Below are 17,591 nucleotides of genomic sequence, written 5' to 3' on the forward strand. Positions count from 1 at the left end.
GAGGAGAACACGATGAAACGACTGACCCGCGACGACATGGCGAAGCGCGTCGCGCAAGACATTCCCGAAGGCGCATACGTGAACCTCGGCATCGGCGTGCCGACGCTCGTCGCGAACCATCTCGATCCGAGCAAGGAAATCTTCCTGCACAGCGAGAACGGCCTGCTCGGCATGGGCCCCGCCCCCGCGCCGGGTGAAGAGGACAATGAGCTGATCAACGCCGGCAAGCAGCACGTGACGCTGCTCACGGGCGGCGCGTACTTCCATCACGCGGATTCGTTCGCGATGATGCGCGGCGGCCATCTCGACTATTGCGTGCTCGGCGCATTCCAGGTGTCCGCGCAAGGCGACCTCGCGAACTGGCACACGGGCGCGCCCGACGCGATTCCCGCGGTGGGCGGCGCGATGGATCTCGCGATCGGCGCGAAGCAGGTGTTCGTGATGATGGAGCACCTGACGAAGCAGGGCGAGAGCAAGATCGTCGCCGAATGCTCGTACCCGGTGACGGGCGTGCGCTGCGTCGACCGCATCTACACCGATCTCGCGGTGCTCGACGTGACGCGCGACGGCCTCGCCGTGCGCGAGATTTTCGCCGACCTCTCGTTCGACGCGCTGCAGAAGCTCACGGGCGTGCCGCTCGTCGACGCGACGCAGAAGGCTGCGGCGTGATGTGGCGCGGCGCCGCTCGCTTCGCTCGGCGGCCCGGCGCGATTGGCGCGGATTGGCCGCGATTGGCTGAACGGCCGATCGCGCAACGTCCGGCGCTTCGGTGGACAATAAGCGCAATTCGTTTTTTTCGATCGACTCCATGCTCGAAGACAGTGCCCGCCTGACCGCTCTCGTTTGCGGAAGCGAACCGCTCAACCGGATCTGGTCGCCGCATGCGACGTTGCAACGGATGCTCGACGTTGAAGCGGCGCTCGCGCGCGCGCTCGCCGCGAACGGCGTGATTCCGGCGAGCGCGGTGCAGCCGATCGAGGCCGCATGCACGGCCGGCGCACTCGACGCGCAAGCGCTGATGCGCGAAGCGGCGTTCGGCGGCAACCTCGCGATTCCGCTCGTCAGGCAACTGACCGCGCACGTGAAGGCGCGCGACGTCGAAGCGGCGAAGTACGTGCACTGGGGCGCGACGAGCCAGGACATCATCGATACGGCGACCGTGCTGCAACTTCGCGACACGTTCGACTGGCTCGATCCGCTGCTGCGCGACACGTGCGCGACGCTTGCGGCGCTCGCGGCCGCGCACCGCGCGACGCCGATGATCGGCCGCACGTGGTTGCAGCAGGCGCTGCCGATCACGCTCGGATTGAAGTTCGCGCAATGGCTCGACGCGCTGCTCCGTCATCGCGAGCGTGTCGCAGCATTGCGCGAGCGCGCGCTCGCGTTGCAGTTCGGCGGCGCGGCGGGCACGCTCGCGAGCCTGCGCGACGCGGCGTCCGCGGTGGCGCGCGCGCTCGCGGACGATCTGCAGCTCGCGCTGCCGGCCGTGCCGTGGCACACGCAGCGCGACCGGATCGCCGAGACCGCCGCTTGCTTCGGGATGCTGATCGGCACGCTCGGCAAGATCGCGCGAGACATTTCGCTGTCGATGCAGACGGAGATCGGCGAACTCGCGGAGCCTGCCGCGGCGGGCAAGGGCGGCTCGTCGACGATGCCGCACAAGCGCAATCCGGTCGGCTGCGCGGCCGTGCTGACCGCGGCCGTGCGCGCGCCGGGGCTCGTGTCGACCGTGCTCGCCGGCATGGTTCAGGAGCACGAGCGCGCGCTCGGCGGCTGGCAAGCCGAGTGGGATGCGCTGCCCGAACTCGCGCGGCTCGCGGGCGGCGCGCTCGCGCAGATCGCGCAGATCGTCGATGGCCTCACTGTCGACGTCGCGCGTTTGGCCGAAAATCTCGACGCGACGCACGGCCTCGTGCTCGGCGAGGCGGTGATGCTCGCGCTCGGCGAGAAGATCGGCCGGCTCGACGCGCATCATCTCGTCGAGCGCGCATCGAAGGAAGCCGTGCGCAGCGGCCGCTCACTGCACGACGTGCTGGCCGCGGACCCTGACGTCGCCGCACACCTCGCGCCGGATGCGCTGCGGCAGTTGCTCGACCCCGCTCATTACGTCGGCGAGGCGCACGCCTATGTCGACGCCGTGCTCGCGCTCCACGCGAGCCGCCATTAAGGAGGGATTCCCATGCCTTTCGCTTCAGTCGATGGAGTGCGACTGCATTACCGGATCGATCGCGCGGCGCGCGCCGACGCGCCGTGGCTCGTGTTCTCGAACTCGCTCGGCGCAGACCTGTCGATGTGGGCACCGCAGATCGGCCCGCTGACCGCGCACTTCAATCTGCTGCGCTACGACACGCGCGGTCACGGCCATTCGGACGCGCCGGCGGGCTCGTACACGATCGCGCAACTGGCGGGCGACGTGATCGGCCTCCTCGATCACGTCGGAATCGCACGCGCGCATTTCTGCGGTATCTCGATGGGCGGCCTGACGGGCGCGGCGCTCGCCGCGCGCCATGCGGGGCGCATCGATCGCGTGGTGCTGTCGAACACGTCGGCCAGAATCGGCTCGCCGGAAATATGGGGGCCGCGCGCGCAGAAGGCGCGCACCGAAGGGATGGCGGCGCTCGCCGACGCGGTGCTGCCGCGCTGGTTCACGGCCGCATTCTTCGAGCATGAGCCGCGCCTCATCGACGTGATCCGCGATACGTTCAATCACACGGACAAGGACGGCTACGCGGCGAACTGCGACGCGCTGAATGCCGCCGATCTGCGCGATGAAGTAAAGGGCATCGCGGTGCCGACGCTCGTCGTGACGGGCGCGCACGACCTTTCGACGCCGCCGGACCAGGGGCGCGCGCTCGCCGCGTCGGTCGCGGGCGCGAAGCATGTCGAATTCGACTGCGCGCACATCTCGAACATCGAATGTGCGGGCGGCTTCAATCGCACGCTGATCGATTTCCTGACGGCCTGACGCGAGCGCATCGAGATGAACGACGATCAACGTTACGAAGCGGGCATGAACGTGCGCCGCGCGGTGCTCGGCGATGCGCACGTCGACCGCTCGCTCGCGAACCGCACCGAGCTGACCGACGAATTCCAGAATCTGATCACGCGCTATGCGTGGGGTGAGATCTGGACGCGCGACGGCCTGCCGCGCCACACGCGCAGCCTGCTGACGATCGCGATGATGGTCGCGCTCAACCGCGGCGAGGAACTTGCGCTGCATCTGCGGGCAGCGAAGAACAACGGCGTGACGCGCGACGAGATCAAGGAAGTGCTGCTGCAGACCGCGATCTACTGCGGCGTGCCCGCGGCGAATTCTGCATTCCACCTCGCGCAGCGCATCTTCGGCGAAGAAGACAGCGCAGCCTGACCTCACTCGATACGAACGACCCGAGAAGCACGAGAAGCACGAGAAGCACGCAACACGAAGCGACACACCGCACGGACGGCGCGCCGAACAACGGCCGCCGCCCGTGCGTGACGACACGCGCCGGCATCGTATCGGCGCAGGACGCGAACGCGTCGACGATAACCCCAACGGAGACAGCAATGACCGACCTCGCGCGCCAGCTCGATGTGCAGCAGTTCATCGACGAACGGCGCTTTTCGCCTTATCAGTGGCTGATTTTGATCCTGTGTTTTCTGATCGTCGCGGCGGACGGCTTCGATACCGCTGCGATCGGCTTCGTTGCGCCTGCGCTCGGCCAGGAATGGCACGCGACGAAAGCCGCGCTCGGGCCGGTGATGAGCGCGGCGCTCGTCGGCCTCGCGCTCGGCGCGCTGACGGCAGGCCCGCTCGCCGACAGGATCGGCCGCAAGCGCGTGCTGGTGGGCTCGGTCGTGCTGTTCGGACTCTTCAGCATCGGCTGCGCTTTCACGCAGTCGGTGACGGAACTCGCGGTGCTGCGGTTGTTGACGGGGCTCGGCCTTGGCGCCGCGATGCCGAACGCGACGACGCTGATGGCCGAGTACGCGCCGCACGCGAAACGCTCGTTCCTCGTCAACACGATGTTCTGCGGCTTCACGCTCGGCTCGTCGGCGGGCGGCCTCGTCGCCGCTGCGCTGATTCCCGATCACGGATGGCGCAGCGTCTTTATCGTCGGCGGCGTCGCGCCGCTCGTGCTCGGCGCATTGCTGGTCGCGCTACCCGAGTCGATCCGTTTCATGGTGCTGCGCGGCGCGCCGCACGAGCGGATCGCGGCGGTGCTGCGGAGGATCGCGCCCGATGCGCCGTTCGACGGCGTGCGCTTCGTGCTGTCCGACGACCACGGCGAGCAGCGGCGCTCGGGTGCGGCCGTCGTGTTGTCGCCGCGCTATCGCGCCGGCACCGCGATGCTGTGGCTCACTTACTTCATGGGGCTGCTCGTCTACTACCTGATGACGAGCTGGCTGCCGACGCTGATTCGCGACACGGGCTTCACGGTGCGCGATGCGGCGCTCGTCACCGCGCTGTTCCCGCTCGGCGGTGGCATCGGCGCGATCGCGTGCGGCTGGCTGATGGACCGCTTCGAGCCGCATCGAGTGATTGCGGTCACGTATGCGCTGACGGCGTTGTTCGTGTGGATGATCGGATTGCAGGCCGGGCACCTCGCGCTGCTCGCGGCTGTCGTGTTCGTCGCGGGCGTTTGCATGAATGGTGCGCAATCGTCGCTGCCGGCGCTCGCGGCGGCGTTCTATCCGACGAGCGGGCGCGCGACGGGCGTCGCGTGGATGCTCGGCGTCGGGCGCTTTGGCGGAATTCTGGGAGCGTTTTCGGGAGGCTTGCTGCTGCAGGCGCAACTCGGATTCGACACGATTTTTTCGATGCTCGCGGTGCCGGCGCTGATTGCGGCGGGTGCGCTGATGGTCAAGCGCGCGGCTGTGCTGCACGACGGGGAGCCGAGCGCGCCAACGCGAGCGGCGTGATTGGCATGATGGGGGCGACCCATTGCGACGATCGACGGGGCGACGCGTTCGCGCCCCGTCATTCCTCGGCGTCGTGGACCTTCGCGAAGTGGCGCAGATACGCGCGCAATGCGGCTTCTCGGCCGCGGTGATCGGCAGGCGTCGACGCGCCCATCTCCTCCTCGTCGCCGAACAGCGCGGACGGTGCGCCGTAAGTGCCCACTTCGACACGCTCGCGCAGCACGCGAATCAGATGTGCGCGATGGCGGTACTCGGCAACCCAATGCAGGCCTTCGATCCGATCGCCTGCTTTCAGCAGTGGCTTCATCTGCGTTCTCCCGGCCGGGACGGGTCCGCGATGCGGCGAACCGATGTCCGGAAGGAAAGCGTACGCTTTACCGGATCGGATCACAACGGGGCGAAGCGTTTCAGTGGCCGGCGACCTTCGCGAACAGCGGATAAAGCGACAAAACGAGCAACGCGGCCATCGTGATATTGAACGCGCGCAGCCATCGCGGATTGGACAGAAAACCGCGCAGCCCCTGACCGAACGCCGCCCAGACACTGATGCACGGCAGGCCGACGAAGACGAACACGAGCGCCATCCAGACGGCGTTGCGGCCGTAGTCGGCGGAGAGCTGGATCGTCGTTGCGGCGGTCAGCACCATCATCCACGCTTTCGGATTGACCCATTGGAATGCGATCGCTTCGACGAACGTCATCGGACGCGATTTGCCGTTGTGAGCGCGCACTTCGCCCGACGTGCCGATGCGCCACGCGAGATACAGCAGATAAACGACGCTTGCGGTTTCGAGCAGCGTGTAAAGAATCGGGATCCGCTTGAACGCTTCGCCGAGGCCGAAGCCGACCGACAGCATCAGGATCGCGACGCCCGAACTGATGCCGAACATGTGCGGCAGCGTGCGACGGAAGCCGAAGTTGACGCCGGACGCGAGCAGCATCGTGTTGTTCGGGCCGGGCGTGATCGAGGTGACGAGCGCGAACAGCATGCCGGCGGGCAGCGCGCTGACGGTGAAATAGTCCATGGTGATGCTCTCTTCGTCTGCGGAATCAATGCAAGGATGACGAAGCGAGTGTAGTGGACCGAATCGGTACAGTACCGATACAGTTTGTGGGATGGTTGCCGGTACGGGATAGGGCGGCGGCGGACGGTTTGGCGGGTTCTTGTCGAGCGTCGGTATTACGTCACACCATGCCGTCCCGGCGATTGCGATCACGGTTCCACGTCGATGCGGCCATAAAGGCCGTCGGCTTCGTCATTGGGTCCGGCGGCGAAGAACAGTGTATCGGTGGGTTGGCTGTTGAGCCCGTTGCCGAATGCGATGCCCCACAGCCCCGGCTCGACGATCGCACTGCCATCGGCGTGCTGCAGGGTCCCAAGTAACATTCCAGAAGCCGCCTCGAACGCGTGGATCATGCCGTCGCCGAAGTTGCCGACCAGAATGGCATTGCCGAAGCGACCAAAATTCGCAGGCGCCCGCGCCATGCCCCACGGCGCGTTCAGCGGCCCGCCGGTGGTGAAGCGCTGAATGAATTGGCCCGACGGGCTGAACACGTCGATCAAGCCGAAGCCTGCGCCAGCAACGTCATCATGCGCTGCCGCGTCCTGCTTCGCGTAAGCGACGAAAAGTTTCGAGCCGATCGCCTGGATTCCGAACGGCGCGAATCCTGCTGGCAACGAGGGGTCTTGAAACGCGCCGGCCGGCGTGACCTTCGTGAAGGTCCGATCGAATACGTCGATCCGGTTATTGTGGAAATCCGTCGCGTACAGGAAATTCGCCCCATTATTGCTGGCCATCGCCAGCCCCTTGTAGACGGCGGCGCCACGGCTGTCGAACACCGTGACCGCCGATGTCGGATTGACTGCGGGCGACCATGCGGCTATGGTCCCGCCCTCTCCCACGAAAATGAAGGCTGCGGGTCCCGACTTGGCGCCCTGGGTCACCATGAAGTCGGTCGTGCCATTGAACACAATGCCGGTCGGATCGGGGTCGCCGCTGGCGCCGGGGGGAATGGTCACAACGAGAGACTGCGGCACGCCGTTGCCATCATAGAGGGTCGCATGCTGCGAGCCGTTATCCGCAACCCATACAAAGCCCTTGGGATTGAAGGCAATGCCCCAAGGATTCTTCAGGTTGACATCCACGTGAGCAGCCGGAAGCGCACCGTCGGAGACCAGGGCGCTGACCTGGTATTGCCTGGCGTGTGTGGAACCGCCGCACGCCACGACGCTCGCCAGCACGATAGCCGCCAATGCAGCGCCGAGCGCCGCATGAACCTGTTTCATGATTGCGCTCCGAACGCGGAAGAGCCGTTAGTAAACGGACAGGCCATCGTGTTTATTCCGACCGCCCCCGATCGCTCACCGTGCGACGCGGGAATCGGAAGGCAGGGAGTAGGCTCTCTTGCGCGCGGTATCGGGTATGGGTACTTTGGGTGCCAACTGCGGTTGCAGTGTGGTCGATCCAGGAATCGGCTTGCAGCAAAGCTCGGCAGCTTTGGCTGCTTTCAACGATCTTCAGATCGAAATGGTGCTGATCGGCACGAACTTACCGAGCATAACTATCAATTTAGGTCGCAGCGGCGACGGTTACGCACGCGCCCGTCGGCGGCGCCGGATCGCTTGTGACGGCTTGGCGAGTGAATGCCTGGGATAGGGGGAAAGCTTGGCAATCCTTGCTGATTCGTCCGTTTGCCGCATGGGCAGAAGACTTGTGACGTCAACCGGATGGATGGCCGAATTGAGCTGGAGCGCTTGCATTTCCGATATCGTTTGCCGACACGCGATGCCGATGCGACCCATGTGGGAACCGTTCATTGAATGTCCTGCCCGGCGTTTCATTGCGGCCGTTCGGCATGATAGGTCACGCCATGTCACGCAAAGCCATCGCGAGCGGCATCATGGCCGGACCGATGGACGCCAGCAGGCGCTCCTTCGATACCCCATCGCGGGACTGAACGGAGATGCCATGCAACTGGGTCGCATAGAAATCGGCCAACGCCTTGATGTCGGTTCCCGGCGCGAGCTGCCCTTGTTCGGTTGCGAGCCGCAGGCGCTCGGCGATCGATTGCGTGCGTGCACGCCGATGTGCCGCCAGCCATTCCACGACACCTTCGTTGTCGGCCGCGCAGTTGGTGGCGGCGGATACCACCATGCAGCCGTGGGGATGGCCGCGCTTGGTATAGGTGGCTATGGCGTCGCGCAGCATCCGTTCGATGGCCGCGCGGACATCGGTTTCCTCGCTGAGGGCGCGGTCGGCGAAACCGCCGTCGCCTTGCTCGTAGAGCGTCACGGCTTCGTGGAACAGCGCCTCCTTGCTGCCAAAGGCGGCATAGATGCGTGCTGACGCGATGCCCATGACTTCGACCAGGTCAGACATCGACGTGCCTTCATAGCCGCGTCGCCAGAACGCGAGCATGGCCCGTTTCAGGGCCATGTCGCGATCAAATTCTCTCGGTCGTCCCGCCATCGCCTCTCTCATCCGTCGATACATCGTTGCGTCGATTTTATCGCGCGTCGTGTTGACATGCGATGTTCCCTCATTCTATTCTTTGTCAATCAACAAACAATTGGAGCTTCGCATGCGTACCCTCAAGGGCCCCAGCCTTCATCTCGCGCAGTTCGCCGACGATGCCACCCCGTTCGACAGCTTGCCGAACATCGCGCAATGGGCCGCCGGCGTTGGCTTCAAGGCGTTGCAGATTCCCGCCTGGGACGGGCGTCTGTTCGACGTGGAGACCGCTGCGGACAGTCAGGATTATTGCGACGAAGTGAAGGGCTCCCTGGCCGAGCATGGCCTGGAGATCAGCGAGTTGACCACGCACATCTTCGGGCAACTGGTCGCGGTGCATCCGGCGTACGACGCGATGTGCGACAACTTCGCCCCCGAGGCCGTGCGCGGCAATCCGATCGCGCGCACGGCATGGGCCCTGGACCGACTCAAGCTGGCGGCACGGGCCTCACGCCGCCTGGGGCTGACCGACATGGGCACCTTCTCGGGCTCGTTTGCGTGGCCCTACCTGTTTCCCTTTCCCCAGCGGCCCGCGGGCCTGATCGAGACGGCCTTCGACGAGCTGGCGCGGCGCTGGCGGCCGATTCTCGATGTCTGCGATGAAAACGGCGTCAACCTCTGTTACGAGATCCACCCGAGCGAGGACCTGCATGACGGCATCACCTTCGAACGCTTCCATGCGCTGGTCGGCCAGCACGAGCGCTGCAAGATCCTGTTCGATCCCAGTCATTTCGTGTTGCAGCAGTTGGATTATCTGGCCTACATCGACATCTACCGCGAGCACATCCGCATGTTCCATGTGAAGGATGCCGAATTTCTTCCCTCGGGCCGGCAAGGCATCTACGGCGGCTACAGTTCATGGCTGGAGCGTGCCGGCCGTTTCCGCTCGCTCGGCGACGGTCAGGTCGACTTCAAGGCGATCTTCTCCAAGTTCGCGCAATACGACTACACGGGCTGGGCCACCCTGGAGTGGGAATGCTGTCTCAAGGACCAGGAGGACGGCGCGCGCGAAGGCGTCGCGTTCATCAATGACCACATCATCCGCGTGACGGAGCGCATCTTCGACGACTTCGCCGGCGCCGCGGTCAATCCACGACAAATCCACGCCATGCTCGGCATGGCGTGAGCCGCTTCCCGCATTGCTACGGAAAATCGATATGTCCGCTCAACTTCCGCCGCCATCGGCCAACTCCCAAGGCTTCACCCACCAATATGTGCGCATCGATGGTCAGCGCGTGCATTGTGTGATCGCCGGCGCCGGTACCCCTGTCCTGCTGATTCCAGGGTGGCCGCAGACCTGGTACGCGTGGCGCCATGTCATGCAGGCGCTCGCAGCGCATGGCTTCATGGCTGTTGCTGTCGATCCGCCAGGCACCGGCTATTCCGACCGGCCGCATGTCGGCTATGACACCGGTCACACGGCCGCCACCTTGCATCGCGTGATGACGCTGCTCGGCTTCGACGTCTACCAGGTGGCGGGTCACGACGTCGGCATGTGGGTGGCCTACGCGTTGGCCAGCGATCGACCCGAGGCGGTGACGGCGCTCGCGCTCACCGAGGCGGTGATTCCCGGGCTGGCTCCCGCGCCGCCGATCTTCGTCCCGCCGGAAGAAAACATCTTCCTCTGGCATTTCATGTTCAATCAGCTCGCCGACTTGCCCGAGACGCTGATTGCCGGGCGTGAACGCGCCTATCTGGAGTTCATGTTCAACCGCTGGTCGTTCCGGCGCGATTGTGTGGCTGTCGATGTTTATGTCGACGCCTATGCGGCTCCGGGTGGTTTGCGCGGCGGTTTTTCCTATTACCGCGCCATTCCGGAGACGGTCCGCCAGAATCGGGAGCGTGCGAAGCGCAAGCTGACGATGCCGGTGCTCGCCATCGGCGCCGAACATGCCACCTGCGACGCGCCGCTGGCCACCATGCGCGATAACGCCACGGATTTGCAGGGCGCGGTCGTACCCGATTGTGGTCACTTCATCATGGAAGAGGCGCCCGACGCCTTTATCGGGCATCTGTTGCCCTTCCTGGAACGGCGCCGCTGAACATGCGCCGATCGACGCCAACATTGCCACGCTGCTGGGGCTCGACCCTGCGCGCATCGACGTCGGCGGCGACAGCGCGGGAGGGAACCTCGCGGCGGCGGCCTGCCGGTCGCCCGGGAGCAGGGCGGTCCGCCGATCGCGCATCAGTTGTTGCTGTACCCGCCGCTGGATGCGTCGATGAACACGGAGTCCTATCGGACTTATGAGCAAGGCTACTACCTCGCGCAGGAGGTCATGCGGTATTGCTTCGATATGTACCTGGCCGATCAGGCCGAGGGCGGCTCGCCTTGCGTGTCGCCGCTACGGGCGGCTTCGCGCGAGGGGTTGCCGCCAGTCACGTTGCCGGCGTGCGAATACGATCCGGTGCGCGACGAAGCGCCAAGCGTATGCGCAGCGATTGCGGCAAGCCGGCGTGCCAGTCGATCTCGCCGTGCTGCCCGGGATGGTCCCTGCCTGCATTCATATGTGCGTCGTGCGCCCGTTGCCGCCAGGCGCCGCCCCAAGGCGGCCGCCCGTTCCGCACGGCATCGGTCCGAGATAGTCATGGAAAGCTGTATAAATATCCAGTATAGTACTCGTCGAAATCGAGCCGCACCGGTGCCCGCGCAGCAATGCGTGCGCCGGGCCTGCGAGCCTCCCGCAGCCTTTCGGCGCCGCGAACTCTGGCTAACTCATTCAGACGGGCAGACAAATTGTCATCCAGCAATCTGATCCGCATTCGCGGAGCACGTCAGCACAATCTCAAGCATATCGATCTCGATCTGCGCACCGGCGAAATGACGGTCGTCACCGGCCCGTCGGGCTCCGGCAAGTCGAGTCTCGTGTTCGACACCCTGTACGCGGAGGGCCAGCGGCGCTACGTCGAGACGTTCAGCGCGTATGCGCGGCAGTTTCTCGACCGGATGGACCGGCCGCAGGTGGACCGCGTCGAAGGCGTGCCGCCCGCGATCGCGATCGACCAGACCAATCCGGTCCGCAGTTCGCGCTCGACCGTCGGCACGATGACCGAGCTCAACGATCACCTGAAGCTCCTGTACGCGCGCGCGGCGGAACTGTTCGACCGCAAGACCGCGCGGCCGGTGCGGCACGACACGCCTGAGACGATCTATGCGGACCTCTTCGCGCGCACGGCGGATCACGATCCGCGGCTCGCGGTCACGTTCGCCGTCGAGTTGCCGGAAACCGCGAGCGACGAGGAAGTCGAGCAGTGGCTGTCGGCGAGCGGCTATACGCGGGTGCAGGCGCGGCGCGAAATCGCGTCGCCCACCGGGCCGCGCAAGGTGCTCGACGTGGTGGCCGACCGCTTTCGTCTGCGTCAGGTCGACAAGGCGCGCGCGATCGAGGCGATCGAAGCGTCGTTGAAGCGCGGCGGCGGGCGGGTGAGCGTCTACGTGCTCGCGCAGGTGCCGGAGAACGCGAGCGACACGGCCGCACAGTCTCAGGTATGGCGATACTCCACCGGGCTCCATGACCCCGACAGCGATCTGCGCTACGCGGATCCGCAGGCGGCGCTGTTCTCCTTCAACTCGGCGTACGGCGCGTGCGAAACCTGCCGCGGCTTTGGCCGCGTGATCGGCGTCGATCTCGGCCTCGTGATTCCCGACGCGCGCAAGACGCTGCGCGGCGGCGCGATCAAGCCGATGCAGACGCCCGCCTGGAAGGAATGCCAGGACGACCTGATGCGCCATGCGGCGAAGGCGGGCATTCGGCGCGATACGCCGTGGGCCGAGCTGTCGGACGAAGAGCGGGACTGGGTCGTCAACGGCTCGCCGGACTGGAACGGCAAGTGGCAGAGCCAGTGGTACGGCGTGAAGCGCTTCTTCGGCTACCTCGAATCGAAAGCGTACAAGATGCATATCCGCGTGCTGCTGTCGAAATACCGCAGCTACACGCCGTGCGAGGTGTGCGGCGGCGCGCGCCTGAAGACGGAAGCGCTGCTGTGGCGGCTCGGCACGAAGGCGAACGCCGACGCGGTGCTCGCGAGCGCCGATCGCTTCATGCCGCGCGGCGTCGACTGGACCCGCGCGCAGCTCGAAGCGCTGCCGGGCCTGACGGTGCACGACCTGATGCTGCTGCCGATCGAGCGCATTCGCCGCTTCTTCGACGACATCAGCCTGCCGAGCGCGCTGCTCGACGATGCGCTGAAGCTGCTGCTCGCCGAGGTGCGCACGCGGCTGAAGTATCTGTGCGACGTGGGGCTCGGCTATCTGACGCTCGACCGGCAGAGCCGCACGCTGTCGGGCGGCGAGGTGCAGCGGATCAACCTGACGACGGCGCTCGGCACGTCGCTCACGAAGACGCTCTTCGTGCTCGACGAGCCGAGCATCGGACTGCATCCGCGCGACCTGAACCGGATCGTCGAGGCGATGCAGCGCCTGCGCGACGCGGGCAATACGCTCGTCGTCGTCGAGCACGATCCGTCGGTGATGCTCGCGGCCGACCGGCTGATCGACATGGGCCCCGGCCCGGGTGAGCGCGGCGGCACGATCGTCTACGACGGCACGCCCGGCGACATCCGCTCGGCCCAGACGCTGACGGGCGAGTATCTCGGCGGCCGCAAGCACGTCGCGCACGCGTCGCACTGGTCGCGCCGGCCCGTGGACGCGCACACGCCGCGCATCGTGCTCGAGGGCGCGAGCGAGCATAATCTGCGCGACGTGACGGTCGAGATTCCGTTGCGGCGGCTCGTTTGCGTGACCGGCGTGTCGGGTTCCGGCAAATCGACGCTGTTGCAGGACGTGCTCTATCCGGCGATGGCGCGGCACTTCGGCAAGGCCACCGAGTCGCCGGGCGCGTACCGTCGCCTCGCGGGCGCGGAGCAGGTGAGCGATGTCGTGTTCGTCGACCAATCGCCGATCGGCAAGACCACGCGCTCGAATCCGGCGAGCTATGTCGGCGCGTTCGACGAGATCCGCAAGCTGTTCGCGAAGGCGCCGCTCGCGCTGCAACGCGGCTACGGCGCGGGCACGTTCAGCTTCAACTCGGGCGACGGCCGCTGCCCGACGTGCGGCGGCTCCGGCTTCGAGCACATCGAGATGCAGTTCCTGAGCGACGTCTACCTGCGCTGCCCGGACTGCGACGGCCGGCGCTACCGGGCCGAGATTCTCGAAGTGCGGATCGAGCGCGGCGGCCGCGCGCTCAGCGTTGCCGACGTGCTCGATCTGACCGTCAGCGAGGCCGCGGCGTGCTTCGCCGCCGACGCCGAGGTGTTGCGCGTGCTGCAGCCGATCGTCGACGTCGGGCTCGAATACGTGAAGCTCGGCCAGCCGGTGCCGACGCTGTCGGGCGGCGAAGCGCAGCGCCTGAAACTGGCGGGCTTTCTCGCCGAATCCGCGAAAACCAGCGGCGTGCGCCGGACCGACGCGAGACAGGCGCGCACCGCGCGTCTTTTCATGTTCGACGAGCCGACCACGGGGCTGCACTTCGACGACATCGCGAAGCTGATGCAGGCGTTCGGCAAGCTGCTTGCGGCAGGCCATTCGCTGATCGTGATCGAGCACAATCTCGACGTGATCCGCGCGGCCGACTGGCTGATCGACCTCGGCCCTGAAGGCGGCGACGGCGGCGGCCTCGTGCTGTGCGCGGGCACGCCCGACGAAGTGAAAGCCTGCGCCGGCTCGCATACCGGCGCGGCGCTGTTGCACTACGACCGCGCGCTGGGGGCGCAGGCCGAGCCCGCCGGGCAGGGCGTGCCGTTGCAGGCCGTGTTGAACGCGGCGCGGGCGCGGCGGGCGATCGAAGGCGAGGACGTCGTGCGGATCGTCAACGCGCGCGAACACAACCTGAAGGCGCTCGACGTCGACATTCCGCACGGCAAGTTCAACGTGGTGACTGGCGTGTCCGGCTCCGGCAAGTCGACGCTCGCATTCGACATCCTCTTTCACGAAGGCCAGCGCCGCTACCTCGAATCGCTGAACGCGTACGCGCGCTCGATCGTGCAGCCGGCGGGGCGACCGGAAGTCGATGCGGTGTACGGCATTCCGCCGACGGTGGCGATCGAGCAGCGGCTGTCGCGCGGCGGCCGCAAGAGCACGGTCGCGACGACGTCCGAAGTGTGGCACTTCCTGCGGCTGCTGTACGTGAAGCTCGGCCTTCAGCATTGCATCCATGACGGCACGCCGGTGACGTCGCAAACCGTCGAATCGATCGCCGCGCAATTGCTGCGCGATCACCGCGGCGAGCACGTCGGGCTGCTCGCGCCGCTCGTCGTCAACCGCAAGGGCGTGTACACGGATCTCGCGAAGTGGGCGAAGGCGCGCGGCAACACGCATCTGCGCGTCGACGGCGAATTCGTGACGGTGGACCCGTGGCCGAAGCTCGACCGCTTCCGCGAGCATACGATCGAGCTGCCGGTGGCCGACCTCGTCGTGTCGCCGGACAACGAGGCCGAGCTGAGACAGCGTCTGAACGAGGCGCTCGAGCTCGGCAAGGGCGTGATGCATCTGCTCGCGCCGCTCGACGGCCTGCATCACGCGATGGCCAACCGTCTTTCCACCGCTCGCGTCGGCGCGGTCAAGGTGCTGTCGGTGAAGCGCGCGTGCCCGGTGTGCGGCACGAGCTACCCGGAGCTGGACCCGCGGATGTTCTCGTACAACAGCAAGCATGGCTGGTGCACGGCCTGCGTGGGCACCGGCCTCGCGCTCACGCGCGAGCAGCGCGCGGCGTACGACGACACGGTGCTTGCCGAAGACGGCCGCGGCCGCGAGCAGACGCTGCCCTCCGACGAGCAGGAACCGGAGGGCGTCGGCGACGCGCCGTGCCCGGATTGCGGCGGCACGCGTCTGAATCCGTCCGCGCGCGCGGTGACCTTCGACGGCCATTCGATCGTCGACGTCGCGCAATGGACCGTATCGGATACGCGCCGCTGGATCGACGGCCTGCGGCTCGCGGGGCGGGACGCGCAGATCGCGCGCGACATCGTCGGCGAAATCGGCAGCCGCCTCGCGTTTCTCGAGGAAGTCGGGCTCGGCTACCTGAGCCTCGATCGCGCGGCGCCGAGCCTGTCGGGCGGCGAAGCGCAACGCATCCGGCTCGCGGCGCAACTGGGCAGCAACCTGCAGGGTGTCTGCTACGTGCTCGACGAGCCGACGATCGGCCTGCATCCGCGCGATAACCAGATCCTGCTGAACGCGCTGCGCAAGCTCGGCGACAAGGGCAATACGCTCGTCGTCGTCGAGCACGACGAAGACACGATTCGCCGCGCCGATCACATCATCGACATCGGCCCGGGCGCCGGCAAGCGCGGCGGCACGCTGGTCGCGCAGGGCGGGGTGGCGGATCTGTCCGCGCAGTCCGAGTCGGTGACGGGGCGCCTGCTCGCCCAACCGATGACGCATCCGCTGCAGACGCGCCGCGGCGTGAATCCGCCTGGCAAGAAGAACGGGCCGGCGGTGCCGCAGACCTGGCTGACGGTGCACGGCGCAAGGCTGCATAACCTGCGCGACGTCACGGTCGGCATTCCGCTCGCGCGGCTCGTCGCGGTGACGGGCGTGAGCGGCTCGGGCAAATCGACGCTCGCGCGCGATGTGCTGATGACCAACCTGCTCGACGCGGTGGGCCGCTCGGTGCTGTCGTCGCCCGCGACGCGGCGCGCGCGCAAGGCCGCGCAGCAGGAAGCGCCGCAGGCGGGGAATCGCCGCGCGAGCGTGCTGGCGCGCAGCGCGCCACGGCCGTCGCTGAACGTCACGCATGCGTGGCAGGGCTGCGAATCGATCAGCGGCTGGGAGCATATCGACCGCGTGCTCGAAGTCGATCAGACGCCGATCGGCAAGACGCCGCGCTCATGCCCGGCGACCTACATCGGCGTGTGGGACACGATCCGCAAGCTGTTCGCGGACACGCTGGAGGCCCGTGCGCGCGGCTACACGGCGTCGCGTTTCTCGTTCAACACCGGCGAAGGGCGTTGCCCTGCGTGCGAAGGGCAAGGCGTGCGCACGATCGGCATGAGCTTCCTGCCCGACGTGAAGGTGCCGTGCGACGTGTGCCACGGGCAACGCTTCAACCCGGAGACGCTCGCGGTGACGTGGCGCGGCCGGAACATCGGCGACGTGCTGACGATGGAGATCGACGAAGCGGTGGAGTTCTTCGCGCCGATCTCGAACATCGCGCACCCGCTGCAACTGATGAAGGACGTCGGCCTCGGCTATCTGACGCTCGGCCAGCCGTCGCCGACCTTGTCCGGCGGCGAGGCGCAGCGCATCAAGCTCGTCACCGAGCTCAGCAAGGTGCGCGACGACATCACGCGGCGCGGCCAGAAAGCGCCGCACACGCTATACGTGCTCGACGAACCGACCGTGGGCCTGCACATGGCGGACGTCGCGAAGCTGATCCGTGTGCTGCACCGGCTCGTGGACGCGGGGCACAGTGTCGTCGTGATCGAGCACGACCTCGACGTGATCGCTGAAGCGGACTGGATCATCGACCTCGGCCCGGAGGGCGGCGCGGGCGGCGGCGCGATCGTGGCGGCCGCGCATCCGGAAGGGCTCGCGCAGGTGAGCGCGAGCCATACGGGGCGCGCGCTCGAGCCGGTGCTGGCGCGAACGGGCGCGGACCGGGGCGAGCCTGTGCGAAGCGGTGAGGCGGGAGTCGGTTGAGCAAGGCGCTTCTGATCGGGATGACGGTCGGTCCGCAAACGCACAGCCGATGGGGCCTGCGCGGCAGCGAAGATCTGGGCGGCGGCCTGTCGGCGATCTTCCGCCTCGAGAACGGCTTCGAACTCGGCGACGGGAAACTGCACGTGCAGAACACGCTGTTCAGCCGGCAAGCGTATGTCGGCCTGTCGAGCAACCGGTATGGCTCGCTGACCTTCGGCAACCAATACGCGCCGCTGTACGACACCCTGGGCGACATCTTCGATCCGATGACCGTCGGCGACTACTGGCAGGATAGCTGGATGTACAACGGCATCGGCAACTTCCTGACCGTGCGGAACTCGGTGAAGTACACGTTCTCGTATAACGGCCTCGGCATCGACGCGATCTACGGCTTCGGCAATCACGCCGGCGCAATGGGGCTCGACAGCACGTATGGCGTGGCACTGACTTATGCGCAAGGGCCCGCGTCGGTCGACGCGGGCTTCCAGCAGACCTCGGTATCGTCGTTGAACGGCAGTGCGGTGAACGGCGCGAGTTCTAAG

12 protein-coding genes and 2 pseudogenes are annotated in these 17,591 nt (G+C 66.6%); 10 read left to right on the forward strand and 4 right to left on the reverse strand.

What is annotated here, in order from left to right; all coding sequences use genetic code 11:
- The first annotated feature begins 12 nt into the window (after positions 1-12).
- The 5 genes from WT16_RS24005 to WT16_RS24025 all read left to right on the forward strand — a co-directional run bounded on the left by WT16_RS24005 (position 13) and on the right by WT16_RS24025 (position 4,902).
- Positions 13-669 (forward strand): CoA transferase subunit B, encoded by a 657-nt coding sequence (locus WT16_RS24005; protein WP_063534383.1) that lies wholly within the window; start codon positions 13-15, stop codon positions 667-669.
- A 139-nt stretch (positions 670-808) separates the two neighbouring features.
- A complete protein-coding gene (locus WT16_RS24010; protein ID WP_059933675.1) occupies positions 809-2,167 on the forward strand; it encodes a 3-carboxy-cis,cis-muconate cycloisomerase in 1,359 nt (452 codons plus the stop codon).
- Positions 2,168-2,179: 12 nt separating this feature from the next.
- A complete protein-coding gene (gene pcaD, locus WT16_RS24015) occupies positions 2,180-2,965 on the forward strand; it encodes a 3-oxoadipate enol-lactonase (protein ID WP_009914085.1) in 786 nt (261 codons plus the stop codon).
- 15 nt (positions 2,966-2,980) lie between these two features.
- Entirely contained in the window at positions 2,981-3,367 is a 387-nt protein-coding gene (gene pcaC, locus WT16_RS24020) for a 4-carboxymuconolactone decarboxylase (protein WP_006028408.1), read from the forward strand.
- Between the two features lie 179 nt (positions 3,368-3,546).
- The gene (locus WT16_RS24025) at positions 3,547-4,902 is read left to right on the forward strand and encodes an aromatic acid/H+ symport family MFS transporter (RefSeq protein ID WP_063534384.1); all 1,356 of its coding nucleotides are present in this window, start codon (positions 3,547-3,549) and stop codon (positions 4,900-4,902) included.
- A gap of 58 nt (positions 4,903-4,960) precedes the next feature.
- Here the strand turns inward: WT16_RS24025 and WT16_RS24030 are convergent, their stop codons facing one another.
- The 4 genes from WT16_RS24030 to WT16_RS24045 all read right to left on the reverse strand — a co-directional run bounded on the left by WT16_RS24030 (position 4,961) and on the right by WT16_RS24045 (position 8,372).
- Entirely contained in the window at positions 4,961-5,209 is a 249-nt protein-coding gene (locus WT16_RS24030; protein ID WP_063534385.1) for a hypothetical protein, read from the reverse strand.
- Between the two features lie 100 nt (positions 5,210-5,309).
- Entirely contained in the window at positions 5,310-5,927 is a 618-nt protein-coding gene (locus WT16_RS24035; RefSeq protein WP_006028411.1) for a LysE family translocator, read from the reverse strand.
- A 188-nt stretch (positions 5,928-6,115) separates the two neighbouring features.
- Positions 6,116-7,189, reverse strand: a complete 1,074-nt coding sequence (locus tag WT16_RS24040) for a TIGR03118 family protein (protein WP_063534386.1) — start codon at positions 7,187-7,189, stop codon at positions 6,116-6,118.
- Positions 7,190-7,766: 577 nt separating this feature from the next.
- Positions 7,767-8,372 carry a TetR/AcrR family transcriptional regulator gene (locus tag WT16_RS24045; RefSeq protein ID WP_015603973.1) on the reverse strand — a complete coding sequence of 202 codons (606 nt, stop codon included), beginning with the start codon at positions 8,370-8,372 and terminating at the stop codon, positions 7,767-7,769.
- A 112-nt stretch (positions 8,373-8,484) separates the two neighbouring features.
- Between WT16_RS24045 and WT16_RS24050 the strand changes: the two genes are divergently transcribed.
- The 5 genes and pseudogenes from WT16_RS24050 to WT16_RS24065 form a co-directional block, all read left to right on the forward strand.
- Entirely contained in the window at positions 8,485-9,540 is a 1,056-nt protein-coding gene (locus WT16_RS24050) for a sugar phosphate isomerase/epimerase family protein (protein ID WP_063534387.1), read from the forward strand.
- Positions 9,541-9,571: 31 nt separating this feature from the next.
- Positions 9,572-10,456, forward strand: a complete 885-nt coding sequence (locus WT16_RS24055; RefSeq protein WP_063534388.1) for an alpha/beta hydrolase — start codon at positions 9,572-9,574, stop codon at positions 10,454-10,456.
- Positions 10,380-11,167 (forward strand): annotated as a pseudogene (locus WT16_RS35160) (alpha/beta hydrolase fold domain-containing protein). Before WT16_RS24055 ends, WT16_RS35160 begins: the two are co-directional and overlap by 77 nt.
- On the forward strand, positions 11,149-17,049 hold the full coding sequence (uvrA, locus tag WT16_RS24060; protein WP_063534389.1) for an excinuclease ABC subunit UvrA: 5,901 nt from the start codon (positions 11,149-11,151) through the stop codon (positions 17,047-17,049). Before WT16_RS35160 ends, uvrA begins: the two are co-directional and overlap by 19 nt.
- A gap of 11 nt (positions 17,050-17,060) precedes the next feature.
- Positions 17,061-17,582: pseudogene (locus WT16_RS24065) on the forward strand (porin); the annotation flags it as partial.
- Positions 17,583-17,591: the final 9 nt, after the last annotated feature.

The organism is Burkholderia sp. MSMB1589WGS, from assembly GCF_001636105.1.
Lineage (GTDB): Bacteria > Pseudomonadota > Gammaproteobacteria > Burkholderiales > Burkholderiaceae > Burkholderia > Burkholderia humptydooensis.